Below are 16,584 nucleotides of genomic sequence, written 5' to 3'. Positions count from 1 at the left end.
GTCGCCTTCGCGCCGCTGTCGAGGCGCTCTCCGCGTGCCTTCAACGCGCTTTCACGGTGCTTTCACCGTGCTTTCGCGGCTCTGTCAGCCGGTGAGCCCGGCGTCGCGGGCGTACAGCGCGGCCTGGACCCGGTTGCCGACCTCCAGCGCGGCCAGGATGCGGCTGACGTGAGCCTTCACCGTGCTCTCCCGCATGCCGAGCCCCGCGGCGATCTCGGCGTTCGACGTGCCTTCGGCGAGGAGGGCCAGCACGTCGGTCTCCCGCGGCGTCAGCCGGTCCAGGCGCGAGCGGGCGGCGGAGGTCCTGCCGCGGGTGGTGTGGTGACAGTGCTCGATGAGTCGCCGCGCGGCGGAGGGATGCAGCATGGCCTGCCCGTCCGCGACGACCTCCACGGCCCGGATGATCTCCGCGGGGTCGCTGTCCTTGAGCAGGAAGCCGACCGCCCCGGCGGCGAGCGCGTCGTACACGTACTGGTCGAGGTCGAAGGTCGTCAGCATCACGACCTTGGGCGGATCGGGCAGGGCGAGCAGCCGCGCGGTGGTCTCGATCCCGTCCATGCGGGGCATCCGGACGTCCATCAGGACGACGTCCAAGTGCTGTGTCCCGGCCCGCGCCACGGCCTCGGCCCCGTCGGCCGCCTGCGCCGCGACAAGGATGCCCGGCGCGTCGTCCAGGATGTCCACGAGCGCCAGGCGCACCAGGCTGGCGTCGTCGACGATCATCGTGCGTATCATGCCGCCCCTTCGTTCCGCCGGCAGTCCTGCGGGATGCCCGCGGTGACCTCCCAGCCGCCCGCCCCCGTGGGTCCGTAAGCCAGGCAGCCGCCCAGCGCGTCGACCCGCTCGGCCAGCCCGATCAAGCCGTAGTCCGAACCCGCCGCCCCCGACCGCCGGCCGTCCGGATTACGGACCACCACCGTCGACTCCGGCGGGCCGTAGCGCACCTCCACGCGGACCCGTGCCCCGGCGGCGTGCTTGCGGGCGTTGGTCAGCGCTTTCTGGACCAGGCGGTGGACGGCGAGGCGGTGGCTGGCCGGCACGGCCCCGGCGTCGCCCCCGACGGCCGCGTCGATCTCCTGTCCCGCCGCCCGCGCCTCGTCGAGCAGCGTCGACAGCGCTCGCAGGCCCGGCTCCCGCGCGTCCGCGGGCTCGGCGGAGCCGTGGCGGCGCAGCGCTCCCAGGACGTCCCGCAGGTCGTCCAGGGCGTCCGTCGAGGCGGTGCGCAGCAGGCCGATGCGGTCGGCCACCGGCCCGGGCAGGGTTGCGCCGCGCCGCTGGAGGGCGCCGGTGTGCAGGGCGATGACCGTCAGCCGGTGCGCCAGGACGTCGTGCATCTCGGCGGCGATCCGGGTGCGCTCCTCCAGCCGGGCCGCTTCCGCACGCAGTTCGCGCTCCACCTGCAAGTGGTCGACCTGGTCGGCGAGCGAAGTGACCAGCTTGCGGCGGCTGTCCGCCCACAGCCCGAAGGCGAGGGCGACCAGGAGCACCGCCAGGGGGCCGTACGAGCGGGTCGCCCACAGGCTCTGCTGCGGGTGCGTGAACGCGCTGCCCGCCTTCGGGCGCCGCGGACCCGTCCGGGTCCTGGAAGTGGGCGCCGGGACCGGCACTGTCACGCGGGCCATCGCGGCCCGGCTCGGTCCGGGCGACCGCATGGAAGCCGTCGAGCTCAACCCGGCCTTCGTCCGGATGCTGACCCGGGCGCTGCGCCGGGATGCCGCGCTGGCGCCGTTCTCCGGGCAGATCCGCGTGATCCCGGAGTCGATCACCGAGCTTCCGCTGACCGAGCACACCTATGACGTCATCGTCTCCTGCCTGCCTTTCACCAACTTCCCTCCGGAGGTGGTCCGTTCCATCCTTGAGCGCTATCTGGCCGCACTGGTGCCGGGCGGCCACCTCACCTACTTCGGCTATCTCGGCACCCAGTTAGCCCGGAACCTGGTCAGCACCCGGGCCGCGGCCGCCCGGCACCGCGCGGCCGGCGCCGCGGGGCTGCCTTACCGCAGCATGGCCCCGTACAGCCTGGCAGCCGGCGCGGTGTGGGCATGTGCGGAAGCCGGGGCCGGCTATGCGGGCGCGGCCTCCCTGCGCCGGCTGGTTCCGCCGCGACTCCACGGGGAGGCGGGCCTGCTGCTGATCGCGGCGGCGGCCGTCGCGTGCGCGGTGCTGATCGCCCCGGTCCTGCGGGCCGCCCTGGCAGTACGGGCGAGGCGGGCAACGGCACGGGAGGGGACCGGGGCGCCTGTCGCCGGTACGGTCAGGAGGCGCGTTGCTGGTCCCTCTCCCGCAGGGCTTCCCGGCCGCTCGCGGGAGCGGCGTCCCGCTCCGGAATGATGTTCTCGCCCGATCTCAGCATCGCCAGATGCAGTTGCCGTGCCTCCTCGCCCGGCTCGACGCCCGGTTCGTCGCGGAAGGACCGGCGCATCGCCGCGTAGGCCTGGAGCGCTTCGCCCCGGCGTCCGCAGCGGTGCAGCGCGGTCATCAGCTGGATCCAGCGACGTTCGTGAAACGGGTACTTGTGCGTGAGGGCGCGCAACTCTCCCACGATCTGGTCGTGCCGCCCCAGGGACAGGCACACGTCGTGGTAGCGCTCGCCGGCAGTGATCCAGCTCTCGCGCAGCCGGGGGGTGACTTCGCGGTGCAGCGACTCGGACTCGATGTCCGCGAAGGGTTGTCCGTGCCACAGTACCAGCGCCTCGGTCAGCAGATCGGCCTCCCCGGCCGGGTCCCCGCAGTCGCCGGCGGCGCGTGCGAGGCGGGTGAGTTCCGCGAAGCGCCCGAGGTCGAGGCGGCATGGAGCGACCTCGATGGTGCACTGCCGGGGGCGGTGCGGATGCGCCGGCCCAGCCCGGTGCCGTCCGCTTCCAGGCTCCGGCGCAGCCGTGTCAGCAGGGTGTGCAGGGCGCGGCGGGGAAGGCGGCCGCACCGCCCCTCCCGAAGCCGCATCGCACGGGCATCGGTCGCACGCACCGCTTCCGCCGTATCTGCACCACAACGCGACCGGATAAACATACACAGCTACATACGGATGAATGTGTGCCCGTTCTGCTGTGCAGGTGCCTCCCGGCCCGTCAGTCTGCTGCACCGGAGAACTCCGGCATCGCGGACCGCCGTTCGCGATGCCCGCATGCGTAGCGAAGGGACCCCCGGATGCCCCAGCTTGACGGCGCCTCTCCGCTCCAGGCGGGAGCGCGCAGTGCCCCTCGCCCCCGCCAACTCGCAGCAGGCGGGGTGCCGTCCGCCGTGGCGGACGCGGTGCACGGCCTCCTCGCCGGGCCCACGGGGCTGGGCACGTCGGCGGTCCGGCTGTTTCGTACGGCCCTCGCCGACGCCGGCCGCGAGCCGGCTGAGGCCCCCGCGGCGCCCCCGGCCGAGGAGGGCGCCGCCCCGCCCGCCGGCGGGGGCTCCGAGGAGGGTTCGGACGGGGCTTCCGTCGTGGTGCCGCCGCTCTACTGCCCGGACGCCGAGCGGGACGACCCCGCCCTCGGCGAAGAGGTCAACAACCGGCTCGTCGAATGGGCCGAGGAGATCGGCATCTTCCAGGGCCGCCTCGAACGGCTGCGGTCCCACAACTTCGGGCGGCTGTTCATGCTCGCCCACCCCGACACCGACGACCCCGAGCGCATCCTCACCGCCGCCCGGTGCGGGCTCGCCGAGTGGGCCGTCGACGACCACTGGGTCGACGAGGGGGAGGACACCAACCCCGAGCTGATCGGCTCGCGCCTGGCCTTCGCCCACGCCGTGGTCGACCCCGTCCGCCTCCCGGCCCGCTACCAGGCGGAGTTCGAGAACGTGGTCCGGAAGGAGCCGGTGCTGCGCTCCTTCCGCTCCTGCCTCGACCACCTGGCGCAGATCGCGAGCCCCACCCAGGTCGCACGGCTGCGCCACGAACTCGCCGTGATGTTCGTGGGCTACAACCAGGAGGCGGAGTGGCGCAGCTCCGGGCGGACCCCCGCCGTGTGGGAGTACATGCTGCACCGCTACGAGAACGCCTTCTACCCGTGCATGGTCCTGATCGACCCGGTCGGCGGCTACGAACTCCCCGCCGCGGAGTTCGCCGACGCGCGCGTGCGCCGCACGTACCTCTACGCCGGTACGGCCAACGTGCTGCTCAACGACCTGTACTCGATGACCAAGGAAGACCCCACCGACACCAACCTGCCCAACCTCATCGCCGCCGAGGACAACTGCTCGCTCCAGGAGGCCGTGAACCGCGCGGCCTGCATCCACGACGAGCTGATGCACACGGTGGAGGCCGAGTGCGCCGTCCTGAGCGCGGCCGGCTCACCCGCGCTGCGGCGCTACCTGACCGGGCTGTGGGCCTGGATGGGCGGCAGCAAGGAGTGGCACGCCACCAGCCCCCGCTACCACGGCACAGCGGGTCAGTGACTTGCGTTGAGTTGAGCCTGAGTCCCTGCAAGTGCCCATGAGTTCCAGCCAGTTCCCATCAGTTCCCATCAGTTCGTCGGCTAACGAAAAGAGAAGACACGGTGACCATTCAGGAGACCCCCGCCCTTCAGGTGACCCCCGCCGCGGTCCTCGCCAGCGCGTACCAGCGGTCCGTCGCCGATTACTGGAACCGCGAGAAGAACCCGGTCAACCTCCGCCTCGGCGAGGTGGACGGCATCTACCACCACCACTACGGCATCGGCGACGCCGACTGGTCGGTCCTGGAAGGGCCGGAGGAGACCCGCGACGAGCGGATCACCGCCGAGCTGCACCGCCTGGAGTGCGCCCAGGCGGACCTGCTCCTGGGCCACCTGGGCCCCATCACGCCCGACGACCACCTGCTGGACTCCGGTTCGGGCCGCGGCGGCAGCAGCCTCGTCGCGAACCAGCGGTTCGGCTGCCACGTCGACGGCATCTCCATCTCCGAGACCCAGGTGGCGTTCGCCAATGAGCAGGCCGAGAAGCGCGGCGTGTCCGGCAAGGTGCGCTTCCACCTCAAGAACATGCTGGACACCGGCTTCGAGACGGGCCGCTTCCGGGCCATCTGGAACAACGAGAGCACCATGTACGTCGACCTGTCCCAGCTGTTCCCGGAGTACGCGCGGATGCTGCGGCACGGCGGCCGGTACGTGACCATCACCGGCTGCTACAACGACAGCTACGGTCTGCCCTCCCGGGCCGTCAGCGAGATCAATGCCCACTACATCTGCGACATCCACCCGCGCAGCAGCTACTTCAAGGAGATGGCGAAGAACCGCCTCGTCCCGGCCGCCGTGGTGGACCTGACCGAGGCCACGATCCCGTACTGGGAGCTGCGCGCCCAGTCGCCCCTGGCCACGGGCATCGAGAAGGCCTTCCTGACCGCGTACAAGGACGGCAGCTTCCAGTACCTGCTCATCGCGGCCGACCGGGTCTGACGGCACCTGCTGGTCCTGTTGGTTCTGTTAGTCCTCTTGGTCCCCGGCGGCTCGCTGCCGGGGACCAAGAGGTTTTGCCTGTGGTGCTCAGCCCTCGTCTTCTCCCAGACTGTTGCAGGCGTCCAGGAGAGCGGCCAGCCGGTGGGAAGGGGAGTGGGGGCGGACCACCAGGTACGTGCGGACGGCGGGGGCAGGGGCGGCGAACGGGCGGAAGGCGATGCGGGGAGCCGGCTGGACGCGGGCCTGCGCCGCGTAATACACCGTCCAGCTCGGCCTGCCGGAGGCGATCGCGGCCAGGGTGTCCTGGTCGGTGGTGAACGCCGCGCCCATGACCGGCTCGAAGCCCGCGGCGCGGCAGGCGCCCGTGACCGTGTCGACCAGGTACGGGTTGGTGTCGCGGGGCGTGATCCGCAGGGGGAAGCCGGCCAGGTCGGAGAGGGCGACGTACGGCTGTGCGGCCAGCGGATGGGCGGCCGGCAGGGCGGCGACGAGGGCGTCGCGCCAGAGGGGAAGAAACTCCAGGCCCGGGCTGTGCGCGTCCGCACCCCGGACGAAAGCGGCGTCCAGTTCGCCGTCGCGGACCTGCTGGAGCCGGGCCGCGCGGGGCGCGCTGACCAGCTCGACCATCAGCTGCGGAGCCCGCTCGGTCAGCGCGGTCAGCACCGCGTCCAGACGGAGGCCGAGCCCCGTGGTGGTGCCGACCCGCAGCGTCGACTCCTGCTCGGCATGCAGCGCGGCCATGGCTTCGAGCGCCGAGCGCTCGGCCTCCAGGACGGCGTGGGCGTGCGCCAGAAAGGCCCGCCCCGCGGCGGTCAGCGTCACGGTACGGGTCGTGCGGTCGAACAGCTTGAGGCCGAGCTCGCGCTCGAGCCGCCGGATCTGCTGGCTGACGGTCGGCTGCACGATGTGCAGCCGCTCGGCGGCACGCCCGAAGTGCAGTTCCTCGGCCACCGCAACGAAGTAGCGCACCTGACGCAGCTCCACGCCGCTTCCCCCTCTTATTCATCACGCTTCATGATCAGTCTAGGAGCGGATCGCTTCTTGGCCGTCACCGCCTTGTCCATTGGAATGGGCCACGTCACAACAGCGTGGCGCGGGCTCCCACCGGCGCGCAGAAGACCCGTAGAAGGGACAGGACGATGGCCTACGCGACCGTCAACGGCACCACGCTCCACTACCAGGACCTCGGCTCCGGCCGGCCTTTGGTGTTCCTGCACGGCTGGGGCACCAGCGGCCGCGTGTGGGACGCCCAGGCCGCCGACCTGATGACCGACCACCGCGTGATCACCCTCGACTGGCGGGGCTGCGGCCGGTCGGACCGGCCCGTCACCGGCTACAGCATTGACGGCATCACCCGCGACATCCTCGGATTCCTCGACGTCCTGGAGCTCGACCGGCCGGTGCTGATCGGATCGTCGATCGCGGGGGCGTTCACCATCGAGGCCGCGCTCGCCGCCCCGGACCGCATCGGCGCGATCGTCCCCGTGGACGCCGGCATCCACCACTTCTCCGGGATGCGGGAAGCCATGGACAAGCTGCTGGCGGACCTGCGCGCCGACAGGGCGGGCACCCTAGCGGACTTCGTGCCGCACTGGTACCGCCCGGGGGCGAGCGCCGCCATGATCGACTGGACGGTCCGGCAACTGCTGGACGCCACGTTCCTCATCGACCAGCTCGTCGTCGACCAGGCGGACTACGACCCCCGGCCCCGGCTCGGCCGCGTACGGGTCCCCACCCACTTCCTGCACGGCGAGCTCGACACCGAGGTCCCGCTGTCGGTTCCGCGCGAGTGCGCAGGCCTGATCCCCGGCGCCCGGCTGACCGTCATCGAAGGCGCCGGCCACATGTCCCAGCAGGACCAGGCCGAGCGCTTCAACGAGGCGCTCCGGGCGGCGCTGAGGCTGACGGCCCCTGCCTCGGCCGCCTGAACAACCACTCCCCGAACCCACTTCAACGGGTTCTGGCCAGGACCAGGTCTTGGCCAGAACCAGCGATCTCCGGAGGAAGAACCACCATGCCCGTAGTCGACGTTGCCGTCTCCGGCGGAATCAGCAAGGCCCACTACCTCGTCACCGGAAGCGGCCCCGGCCTGGTCCTGGTGCACGGCACCGGCGCCACCGGCCAGGTCAACTGGGGACCGCTCATCGAGGCCCTCAGCGACCGGTACACCATCGTGGCCCCGGACCTGCCCGGCGCGGGCGAAACCCGCGACCCCGGCGGGCCGATCACCCTTCACGACATGGTCGCCCACGTCGTGGCGGCGGCCCGGGACGCCGGCCTCGAACGCTTCCACCTCGCCGGGCACTCCCTCGGCGCCGTCGTGGCCACGGCCACCGCAGGACTGCACCCCGACCTGGTCGACTCCCTGACGCTTCACGCCGGATGGGTCCGGGCCGACGCGCAGATGGCGTTCCAGTTCGAGCTGTGGAAGGAACTGGTCCGCACCGACCCGGCCGCGATGGCGCGGATGCTCCTGCTCACGGCCATGGGCAAGGACACCCTCCGTTCCTGGGACCGGACCGCTTTCGACCAGGCGGCCGCCGCGTTCACCGGCTTGCTGGAAGGGGACAGGGCCCAGGACGGCTTCGCCCGGCTGTCCGAAGCCAACGCGACCATCGACCTCACCGGCCTGCTCCCGGACGTCACGGCCCCGACCCTGATCATCTCCAGCGCCGACGACCGCATCGTCTTCCCGCACCACCAGCTCGAACTGGCCGACGGGATACCCCACGCCCGGCTGCTGCGCGTGCCGGGCGGTCACGGCCTCCCGGGTGAGAACCCGGAGCTCCTCACCGCCAAGGTCGCGGAACACCTCGCCCGGGTCGCCTGACCGCGTGCGGGCGTAGGTGGGGGCCGGCGTAGGCAGGGGCGGGCGTAGGCAGGGGGCGGGCGGATCCGGTGGGTGTCAGGCGAGTGGGATGACCGTCCTGTACTTGCCGCCGGGCGTCTGCCGGGGTGGTTCCTCGGCCCGTTGAACGATGCCGTGGCCGAGGCCGTTGCCGGCGAGCAGGCGGGTCAGCTCCTGGAGGACGGTCCGCCACGCCCGGTCCGGGTCGGCGCCGGCAGCCGGGAGGATCCGTACGCGCAGGGCCGCCGGGGCGGTCTGCTCGATCTGGAACAGCTCGATGCCGGGGGTGTGGTCGAAGAGGGTGCCGAAGGCCAGAGGGGAGAGGCTGACGTGGCCGCCGCTGCTGGTGGGGAAGGTGAGGACGTCACCGGCGCGGCCCCGCACGCGGATCGCCGGGAGCGGGTTGCCGCAGGGACACGGGTCGGGCCGGAGCAGGACGCTGTCGCCGAGGTCATAGCGCAGGAACGGCTGCACGCGGTTGGCGAGGTTGCTGATCAGAACGGTATGGGAGAACTCGCCGGGAGGGGTGGGGCGGTGGCCGGCGTCGACCGGCTCCAGCGCCACCCAGTCGCTGTTGACGTGGTACCAGCCTTCCGCGCAGCCGTGGCTGAGGTAGATGCCGGTGCCCCCCCGGCTGGTGACACCCCGGCCGGTGACACGTCGGCCGGCGCGCGCCCCGGCTCCGTTCGCCGGAGCCGGGTGAGGTCAGTTCCCGGAAGCCGGCGCGAAGGGCGGCCACGGGCTCGGGCCGTCAGGGACTGTCGCCGGTGCGAAGGGCGGGATCGGTCCAGGCGTGTCGTCCGCCGCGAACGGCGGAATGGGGCCGGGTCCCTCGGGCCGCGCGAAGGGCGGGATGGGGACAGGGGTATCGGGGGCCAGGGCCACCGTACGGAGAGACCCCGTGCCGACGGGTGTGGAAGTGGTGCTCGCGGCGGCCGTTCCGGCCGCGGTCGCCACCGATAGTGCCGTTGCTGCAGTCAGGAGCGCCGCCTTGCGTGCGAACGTCATCCGTTCCTCCTTCCGGATGGGGGCGCTGGGCGCACGGTGCGGGCGCGCCGCGCCACCCACGCGCTGTCGCCCCGATGGTGAGCCGGAATGAGCGCACCCGGCCATCCCCGGAACGGGGAATGGCGTGCACCGCACGGCCGTTGGCGGAGACCGTACGGGCGTGCGGGGCGTGAGCCCGGCCGCCCCCGCTTCCGCGTCACCCGTTCCGGTGATTGAGGCTCGGCAGTCCTTCGCCAACCCTGGACAGGGAAGGCCCGTATGGACGTAGTAGACGTATAGCGGGACGCATTCAGGACGCATTCAGGACGTATGCGGAACGTATACGGGGGGAGGCCGCCACGGATGCCGGCGACTGCCGACGGAGCCGGCCCCGCGCCGGTGACCACGCAGCACAACGACAACCGCCGAACCGGCGCCAACCTCCACGAGCACACACTCACCCCCCTCACCGTCGGCCCCACGACCTTCGGCAAGCTGTTCACCCGCGCCGTCGACGGCCAGATCTACGCCCAGCCCCTCGTTGTCCCCGGCGTCGACGTGCCCGGCGAGGGCCAGCGCGACGTCGTCTACGCGGCGACGATGCACAACACCGTCTACGCCTTCGACGCGCACGACCCCACCGCAGGCGCCCCGCTGTGGCGGGCCTCCCTCGGACCGTCGGTCCCGCTGCCCGACCCGCAGATCGGCCCGTCCGGCTACCGCGACATCGAGGTCGAAGTCGGCATCGTCAGCACCCCCGTCATCGACACCGTGCGGCAAGTCCTGTACGCCGTGGCTCTCACGAAGGACGCCGACGGCTACCACCACACTCTGCACGCCCTCGACCTCGCCACGGGCCGGGAGTCCCTCGGCGGCCCGGTTCGCATCGCCGCCGAGGTACCCGGTACCGGCGAGGGCAGCAGCGGCGGCCGGATCGCGTTCGTCAGCCGGCGCCACATCCAGCGGACCGCGCTGACCCTGGCGAACGGCCGGGTGTACATCGCCTTCGCCTCCTACGGCGACCGCCGCCCTTACCACGGCTGGGTCCTCGCCCACGACGCCGCGACCCTCGCCCTCACGGGCGCCTACGTGACGACGCCGGGTACGCGCATGGGCGGGATCTGGCAGGCGGGGCAGGGCCTCGCGGTCGACGCCGACGGCTGTCTGTACTTCATGACCGGCAACGGCGGATTCGCCGCCGACGGCAGCGAACTGGGCGACAGCGTCGTCAAACTCACCCCGGACCTCGCCCTCGCCGACTGGTTCTCGCCGTACAACAACGCCACCCTCGACGCCCAGGACGCAGACCTCGGCTCGGCCGGCCCCCTGCTCCTGCCCGGCACGTCACTGCTGCTGGGCGGCGGCAAGGAGGGCAAGTTCTACCTGCTGGACACCGGCCGCATGGGTCACTTCCACGCCGGATCCGACTCCCAGATCCCGCAGAGCTTCTACGTCGTGACCCCCGACGGCAACCGCCACCACATCCACGGCGGACCGGTGTACGGGGATTTCCCCGGCGGCCCCCGGGCCTACGTCTGGCCCGAGAACGCCTTCCTGCGCGCCTACCGCTTCGACGGCCGGCTCTTCGCCACGACCCCGGTGTCCACGAGCACCACCACCGACCCCACCGGCGTCCCCGGCGGCTCCCCGGGCATGCCCGGCGGCATGCTCTCCCTCTCCGCCCACCACACCGACCCCACTACCGCCGTGCTGTGGGCCTCCCATCCCTACCGGGACGACGCCAACCAGGCGGTGGTGGAGGGAATCCTGCGCTGCTACCAAGCGGCGGACCTCACCCGCGAGCTGTGGAACAGCAAGATGAACGCCACGCGCGACGACGTAGGCCTGTTCGCCAAGTTCGTCCCACCGACCGTAGCCGACGGCAAGGTGTACATAGCCACGTTCTCCGGCGCCCTGCACGCTTACGGACTGCTTCCCCGGGCCTGACCCTGCTGCGTCTCAGGTCAGGCCCGGCACAGAGCCTCCGCTGCCGGGTGGTGTCCCCCTGCGCCATGGAACCGGGCTGCAATGTGGCTGTTGACCACATGGGTCCGGCCGGAGACCCGGCCTAGGGTGCGGGCATGACCGCGCCCCACTCCTCGACCCCGCCGTTCAACCCGCCGTTCAATCCGCCGGACCCGCCGCCGTCTCCGGCGGACTCCGCCATCGACCTGCGTGGGCGCACCGCGCTCGTCACCGGTGCCGCAGGCGGTATCGGAGCCGCCTGTGCCCTGCGGCTGGCCGCCGCCGGGGCCCGGGTCCGGGCCGTGGACCGTGACGGCTCCGGGCTGGATGCCCTCCGCGCGCGGGCGGAGCACCTGCCCGGCGCCGTCGAGGCCGTACACCTCGACCTCACCGACCTCGACGCCGCCGAGCAGGCGGCTGCCGGTACCGACATCCTCGTCAACAACGCCGGCACCCAACTCGTACGCCCCATCCAGGACTTCCCTCCGGAGGAGTTCCGCGCCGTTCTCACCCTTCTCCTGGAAGCGCCCTTCCGCCTGCTGAGGGGAGCCCTGCCGCACATGTACGAGCGTGGATGGGGCCGCGTCGTCAACATCTCCTCCGTACACGGGCTGCGGGCCTCCGCGTACAAGTCCGCCTACGTCGCCGCGAAGCACGGCCTCGAAGGGCTGTCGAAGGTCACCGCCCTCGAAGGGGCGCCCCATGGGGTCACCTCCAACTGTGTGAGCCCGGGCTACGTGCGCACGCCCCTCGTCGAGAAGCAGCTCGCCGACCAGGCCGCCCTCCACGGCATCCCCGCCGAGAGCGTCCTCACCGGGATCCTCCTGGCGGACTCGGCCGTCAAGCGCCTCATCGAACCCGGCGAGGTCGCCGAAGCCGTCGTCTACCTGTGCGGACCGCACGCCTCCTTCATCACTGGCAGCACCCTGACCATGGACGGCGGATGGACGGCCCACTGAGCGAGCAGCGCTCACCGGCCGCTGGCGCGCCGCTGGGCCACGGCGGTATGTCTGTGCGCATGTCCGACGATCACGCCGAGACCGAGACCCCGTACCTCGCGCTGCTCGCCCGCGGCGCCCCCGCCGCGGAGTACGAGCGTCCGGTGCTGCGAGCCCGCGCCGACGGCGCACCGCCGGACCATCTCGCCGCCCTCGATCGTGCCAAGCACCTGGCCCTGCGCGTACAGGCCGAACTGGAGGACCGGCGACGGCGCGAGGCCGAGCTGTCGGCCCTCTTCGCGACCGCCCACGACCTGGCCGGCCTGCGCGACCTCGACGCGGTGCTCCAGGCCATCGTGCAGCGGGCCCGCTCCCTGCTCGGCACGGACGTCGCGTACCTCACCCTCCACGACCCGGCCGCCGGCGACACGTACATGCGCGTCACCGACGGCTCGGTCTCGGCCCGATTCCAGCAGCTGCGGCTCGGCATGGGGGAGGGGCTGGGCGGGCTCGTCGCGCAGACCGCCCGCCCCTACGTCACTGACGACTACTTCGACGACCCCCGTTTCCAGCACACCCGGACCATCGACTCGGGAGTCCGCGACGAGGGCCTGGTCGCGATCCTGGGCGTGCCGCTCCGGCTCGGCAGCCGTGTCATCGGAGTCCTCTTCGCGGCGGACCGCCGCGCCCGTGCCTTCGAACGCGGGCAGACGGCGCTCCTCGCCTCGTTCGCCGCACACGCCGCCGTCGCCATCGACACGGCGAACCTGCTGGCCGAGACCCGCTCCGCCCTCGCCGGGCTGGAGGCCGCCAACGAGATCATCCGCGACCGCAGCGCCGTCATCGAGCGCGCCTCCGACGTCCACGACCGCCTCACCGCTCTCGTACTGCGCGGCGGCGACGTGCACGACGTCGCCGCGGCCGTCGCGGAGAGCCTCGGCGGGCAGGTCACCTTCCTGGAGGCGGGTGAGTGCCCCGCGGCCGCCGTGGACAGCTCCCGCGCCGTACGCCACGGGGACGGCTGGTACGCCGCCGTCTCCGCGGGCGGCGAACTCCTCGGAGCCCTCGCCCTGTCCGGGCACCCCGCCCTCGACCCCGTCGACCAGCGCACCCTCGAACGGGCGGCCATGGTCACCTCACTGCTGCAACTCGCCGGCCGTCAGGCGGGCGAGGCCGAGCAGCGCGTACGGGGCGAACTCCTCGACGACCTCCTCGACGCGCCCGGTCGCGACCCGCGCCTCCTGAGGGAACGAGCGGCACGCCTGCGGGCGGACCTCGACACACCGCACGTGGTGCTGGCGGCGAGAGTGGCGGAGGGCGCGGCGCAGGGCTGCGTACCGGGTCCCGTGGAGGGGCCGCCGCCCGCCGACCACCGGCAACGACTGTGGTCAGCGGCGTCCCACCTCGCGGCGACCCGGCACGGCCTGGCCGCCGCCAGGGACGGCGGCACGGTGCTCCTGCTCCCGCACGACGGGCGGCACAGCCCGTCCGAGGAGGCCCGCCGCGCCGCCCGGCAACTCGGCGCCGCGGTCCCCGCCGGCGTCACGGTGGGCGCCTCCGCGCCCGTACGCGCTCCGGCGGCCGACCCCGGGGCCGTGGCCGCCGCGTACGCCGAAGCGATGCGCTGTCTCGACGTACTTCACGTGCTCGGCCGGGACGGAGAGGGCGCGGCGGCCGACGACTTCGGCTTCGTGGGGCTGCTGCTCGCCGAGGCGGGCGACGGGGCCGGGAGCGGGGACCGCATCGGCCGGTTCGTCGCCCGCACCATCGGGCCCGTCGTTGAGTACGACACGCGGCGCGGCACCGCGCTCGTGCCGACCCTCGACGCGTACTTCGCCGGGGGCATGAGCCCGGCCCGCACCAAGGACGCCCTCCACGTGCACGTCAACACCGTCGCCCAGCGCCTGGACCGCGTCGGCCGCCTGCTCGGCCCCGACTGGCAGACGCCCGCCCGGGCCCTGGAGATCCAGCTGGCGCTCCGGCTGCACCGTCTCGCGGCGCCGCCGGCGGACCGGCGAGGTCCCGGTGGCGCGTCTCCTGCGCGAGACCGACCGCGACCAGCGTGATCACAACGGCGGCGATCACGTACAGGGCGACGGGCGTGCCGCTGCCGTACTCCGCGAGCAGCGCGGTCGCGATCAGCGGGGCCGGCGCCCCGGCGGCCACGGACGCGAACTGCGCGCCGATCGAGGCGCCCGAGTACCGCATCCGGGTCGCGAACATCTCGGAGAAGAAGGCGGCTTGGGGCGCGTACATCCCGCCGTGGAAGACCAGCCCCACCGTCACGGCGGTCACGAGCCCCCCGAAGCTCCCGGAGTCCGCGAGCGCGAAGAACGGAAACGCCCAGATCCCCACGCCCGCGGCCCCCATCAGATAGACGGGCCGCCGCCCGATCCGGTCCGAGAGGGCACCCCAGGCGGGGATGACCGCGAAGTGCACGGCGGAGCCGATGAGCACGGCGTCGAGCGCGGTCTGCTTGGGCAAGTGCGTCTGCGCGGTGGCGTAGACGAGGACGAACGCGGTGATGACGTAGTAACTGATGTTCTCCGCCATACGGGCACCCATGGCTATCAGCACATCGCGCCAGTGGTCGCGCAGGACGGCGACGAGCGGCGGCTTCTCCGGTTCACCCGCCGAGACCCGCGCGAGGGCGGCCTTGAAAACCGGCGACTCGTCGACGGACAGCCGGATCCACAACCCCACCATCACCAGCAGCCCCGACAACAGGAACGGCACCCGCCACCCCCACGACAGAAACGCGGCCTCGGACGTCAGCGCAGTCAGCGCGGACAACACCCCGGTAGCCAGCAACTGCCCGGCCGGAGCCCCGGTCTGCGGCCAGGAGGCCCAGAACCCCCGCCGCCGCGCATCCCCGTGCTCGGACACCAGCAACACGGCCCCGCCCCACTCCCCGCCCAAGGCAAACCCCTGCACAAGCCGGAGCAGAGTCAGCAACACGGGCGCCAGCGACCCGACGGCGGCATGCGTAGGCAACACCCCGATGGCGCATGTAGCACCCCCCATCATCACCAGACTCACCACAAGCAACCGCTTCCGCCCGACCCGATCCCCGAAATGCCCGAAAACCAGCGCTCCAACGGGCCGCGCGACGAAGCCGACGGCGTAGGTGAGAAAGGACAGCAACGTCCCGACGAGCGGATCGGACCCGGGAAAGAAGAGCTTGTTGAAGACGAGCGCAGCGGCAGAACCGTAGAGGAAGAAGTCGTACCACTCGATAGTGGTCCCGATGAGGCTCGCGACGACGATTCTGGGGAGTGAGTTGGGAGTTGGAGTGGGTGGGGGAGGGTTGGTCATGGTCATCACTTCCGTGTGGGGGAGGGGCGCGTCATTGCGTCGCCACACCGTAGGAAGCGGCAGGTCAGGGGCCTATGTGGCGAGGGACCATACTTCGGCGGCGGGGGGTGAGGGCAGAGCCCATGAGAGGGCGCTACGGGCCCTGCGAATAGCTCAACTCGATTTAGGAATTCGGTGCAGAGTAATGTCGTGATTGGGTTGATATGGCACCCGGGTGCTGACTCCCGTGCTGACTTGGTGCTGACTACGCAGCGTTGAACTGCGGCATTCGGTCATGGATCGGACTGCTGCGTTGGGCCAGACGATCGCTCGGCCCGATGCGCTGGAGGTCGTCGCATCACCTCAGACGACCGAAGGCAACGGCACCGACGTTTGCCCCGTCACTGCCGGAAGGGCCGGCTCGGGCATGACCGCTTTCTCGGTCAGCGGTTGAAAATGCCCAGGATCGTGGTGACGACGGACCCTACGTAGACGGAGACGGTCGCCACCATCTCCTTCACCGGGAAGAGCTGGACCCGGCCTTCCCGGATGACGGCGATCTCCCGCCGCTCCGCTCGCGCGATCTCGAACTGCTCAAGGCTTCCGGGGACCGCCCGCTGCCGCAGCTCGGCGAAGCAGCTCCGGAGCCGTGCGATTTCCTGCTCGCGGTACCGCTTGGTCCCGCTCCTGAGCAAGGCCACGGGGAGGAGGAGGAAGAGGGGGACGCAGAGCAGGAAGAGCAGGAGGAAGGGCGCGGTCCAGGAGACCTGTCGCACAGAGAGCGAAAGGAACAGGGAGCAGAACCCGACCAGGGAGATGAGGAGGGACACGACGACTCCGCTCAGAAGGTCCTGCATGGCCTTCCATCCGTGGCAGCCGTCGGGGTTGGCCGTGTCGAAGGCGTAGACGACGTCCTTACGGATGGCGAAGAAGAAGGACATCATGCACAGGCCCATGAGGTTGTGCTTGATGATCACGTAGGCGATGCCGGAGGCGACGAGGGCGTAGACGACGGGGCCGGTGGGTCCGCCGGCTTCGGGGGACGCCCACCAGGAGGCGTAGGCCCGCATGCTCCACTCGTGGCGGGCGCCGTCATCCGTTCCGGGAGCCAGCCAGAGGAAGACCCCGCCTTCCCGGTAGGCGCCGCTGAGCAGCCCCGCGATGACCAGCGAGACCAGGGCCACCGCCC

The 16,584-nt window shown here is 71.8% G+C and carries 14 protein-coding genes and 1 pseudogene; 8 read left to right on the top strand and 7 right to left on the bottom strand.

Annotated elements, in window-relative coordinates:
• Positions 1 to 84: 84 nt before the first annotated feature.
• Both D7231_RS15750 and D7231_RS36185 read right to left on the bottom strand, forming a co-directional pair.
• Entirely contained in the window at positions 85 to 735 is a 651-nt protein-coding gene (locus D7231_RS15750) for a response regulator (protein ID WP_120756083.1), read from the bottom strand.
• Positions 732 to 1,613, bottom strand: coding sequence for a sensor histidine kinase (locus D7231_RS36185; RefSeq protein ID WP_241999742.1), 882 nt, complete (start codon positions 1,611 to 1,613; stop codon positions 732 to 734). The genes D7231_RS15750 and D7231_RS36185 overlap by 4 nt, the downstream gene beginning before the upstream one ends.
• On the opposite strand from D7231_RS36185, the gene D7231_RS37545 reads away from it, so the two are divergent.
• Positions 1,588 to 2,331, top strand: a complete 744-nt coding sequence (locus tag D7231_RS37545; RefSeq protein ID WP_241999741.1) for a class I SAM-dependent methyltransferase — start codon at positions 1,588 to 1,590, stop codon at positions 2,329 to 2,331. The genes D7231_RS36185 and D7231_RS37545 overlap by 26 nt on opposite strands.
• On the opposite strand, the gene D7231_RS15735 is transcribed toward D7231_RS37545, so the two are convergent.
• Entirely contained in the window at positions 2,255 to 2,923 is a 669-nt protein-coding gene (locus D7231_RS15735; protein ID WP_158673768.1) for an AfsR/SARP family transcriptional regulator, read from the bottom strand. The two genes, D7231_RS37545 and D7231_RS15735, sit on opposite strands and share 77 nt — an antisense overlap.
• Before the next feature lie 317 nt (positions 2,924 to 3,240).
• Between D7231_RS15735 and D7231_RS15730 the strand changes: the two genes are divergently transcribed.
• Both D7231_RS15730 and D7231_RS15725 read left to right on the top strand, forming a co-directional pair.
• Positions 3,241 to 4,386, top strand: coding sequence for a family 2 encapsulin nanocompartment cargo protein terpene cyclase (locus D7231_RS15730; protein ID WP_241999740.1), 1,146 nt, complete (start codon positions 3,241 to 3,243; stop codon positions 4,384 to 4,386).
• Between the two features lie 107 nt (positions 4,387 to 4,493).
• Positions 4,494 to 5,363 carry a geranyl diphosphate 2-C-methyltransferase gene (locus D7231_RS15725; RefSeq protein WP_241999773.1) on the top strand — a complete coding sequence of 290 codons (870 nt, stop codon included), beginning with the start codon at positions 4,494 to 4,496 and terminating at the stop codon, positions 5,361 to 5,363.
• Between the two features lie 87 nt (positions 5,364 to 5,450).
• Here the strand turns inward: D7231_RS15725 and D7231_RS15720 are convergent, their stop codons facing one another.
• On the bottom strand, positions 5,451 to 6,347 hold the full coding sequence (locus D7231_RS15720; RefSeq protein ID WP_120756078.1) for a LysR family transcriptional regulator: 897 nt from the start codon (positions 6,345 to 6,347) through the stop codon (positions 5,451 to 5,453).
• Positions 6,348 to 6,502: 155 nt separating this feature from the next.
• Here D7231_RS15720 and D7231_RS15715 point away from each other — a divergent pair, with 155 nt between their 5' ends.
• Both D7231_RS15715 and D7231_RS15710 read left to right on the top strand, forming a co-directional pair.
• Positions 6,503 to 7,291, top strand: coding sequence for an alpha/beta fold hydrolase (locus tag D7231_RS15715; RefSeq protein WP_120756077.1), 789 nt, complete (start codon positions 6,503 to 6,505; stop codon positions 7,289 to 7,291).
• A gap of 86 nt (positions 7,292 to 7,377) precedes the next feature.
• Positions 7,378 to 8,193, top strand: coding sequence for an alpha/beta fold hydrolase (locus tag D7231_RS15710; protein ID WP_120756076.1), 816 nt, complete (start codon positions 7,378 to 7,380; stop codon positions 8,191 to 8,193).
• Between the two features lie 75 nt (positions 8,194 to 8,268).
• On the opposite strand, the gene D7231_RS15705 is transcribed toward D7231_RS15710, so the two are convergent.
• Positions 8,269 to 8,775: a phenylacetate--CoA ligase family protein gene (locus D7231_RS15705; protein WP_199739377.1), complete on the bottom strand. Its 507-nt coding sequence runs from the start codon at positions 8,773 to 8,775 to the stop codon at positions 8,269 to 8,271.
• 786 nt (positions 8,776 to 9,561) lie between these two features.
• Between D7231_RS15705 and D7231_RS36510 the strand changes: the two genes are divergently transcribed.
• From D7231_RS36510 to D7231_RS15685, 3 genes are all read left to right on the top strand, one after another.
• Entirely contained in the window at positions 9,562 to 11,145 is a 1,584-nt protein-coding gene (locus tag D7231_RS36510) for a pyrrolo-quinoline quinone (RefSeq protein ID WP_158673767.1), read from the top strand.
• Positions 11,146 to 11,279: 134 nt separating this feature from the next.
• Positions 11,280 to 12,122, top strand: a complete 843-nt coding sequence (locus tag D7231_RS15690) for a 3-hydroxybutyrate dehydrogenase (RefSeq protein WP_120756075.1) — start codon at positions 11,280 to 11,282, stop codon at positions 12,120 to 12,122.
• A gap of 59 nt (positions 12,123 to 12,181) precedes the next feature.
• Positions 12,182 to 14,167 carry a helix-turn-helix domain-containing protein gene (locus tag D7231_RS15685; protein ID WP_120756074.1) on the top strand — a complete coding sequence of 662 codons (1,986 nt, stop codon included), beginning with the start codon at positions 12,182 to 12,184 and terminating at the stop codon, positions 14,165 to 14,167.
• On the opposite strand, the pseudogene D7231_RS15680 reads toward D7231_RS15685, so the two are convergent.
• Positions 14,064 to 15,416 (bottom strand): annotated as a pseudogene (locus D7231_RS15680) (MFS transporter); the annotation flags it as partial. The gene D7231_RS15685 and the pseudogene D7231_RS15680 overlap by 104 nt on opposite strands.
• Positions 15,417 to 15,838: 422 nt before the next feature.
• Complete coding sequence (locus tag D7231_RS15675; RefSeq protein ID WP_147449736.1) at positions 15,839 to 16,579, bottom strand: hypothetical protein; 741 nt, start codon at positions 16,577 to 16,579, stop codon at positions 15,839 to 15,841.
• Positions 16,580 to 16,584 lie beyond the last annotated feature (5 nt).

Origin of the sequence: Streptomyces klenkii, assembly GCF_003626645.1 — a bacterium.
Taxonomy (GTDB): domain Bacteria; phylum Actinomycetota; class Actinomycetes; order Streptomycetales; family Streptomycetaceae; genus Streptomyces; species Streptomyces klenkii.
Note: the sequence above shows the minus strand (reverse complement) of the source record. Positions and strands in the feature narration are given on the sequence as shown.

Bases quoted from the DNA above. Each gene is read 5' to 3' on its own strand.
- D7231_RS15750 (WP_120756083.1), bottom strand. From the start codon at position 735: ATGATACGCACGATGATCGTCGACGACGCCAGCCTGGTGCGCCTGGCG.
- D7231_RS15715 (WP_120756077.1), top strand. From the start codon at position 6,503: ATGGCCTACGCGACCGTCAACGGCACCACGCTCCACTACCAGGACCTC.
- D7231_RS15710 (WP_120756076.1), top strand. From the start codon at position 7,378: ATGCCCGTAGTCGACGTTGCCGTCTCCGGCGGAATCAGCAAGGCCCAC.
- D7231_RS36510 (WP_158673767.1), top strand. From the start codon at position 9,562: ATGCCGGCGACTGCCGACGGAGCCGGCCCCGCGCCGGTGACCACGCAG.
- D7231_RS15690 (WP_120756075.1), top strand. From the start codon at position 11,280: ATGACCGCGCCCCACTCCTCGACCCCGCCGTTCAACCCGCCGTTCAAT.
- D7231_RS15685 (WP_120756074.1), top strand. From the start codon at position 12,182: ATGTCCGACGATCACGCCGAGACCGAGACCCCGTACCTCGCGCTGCTC.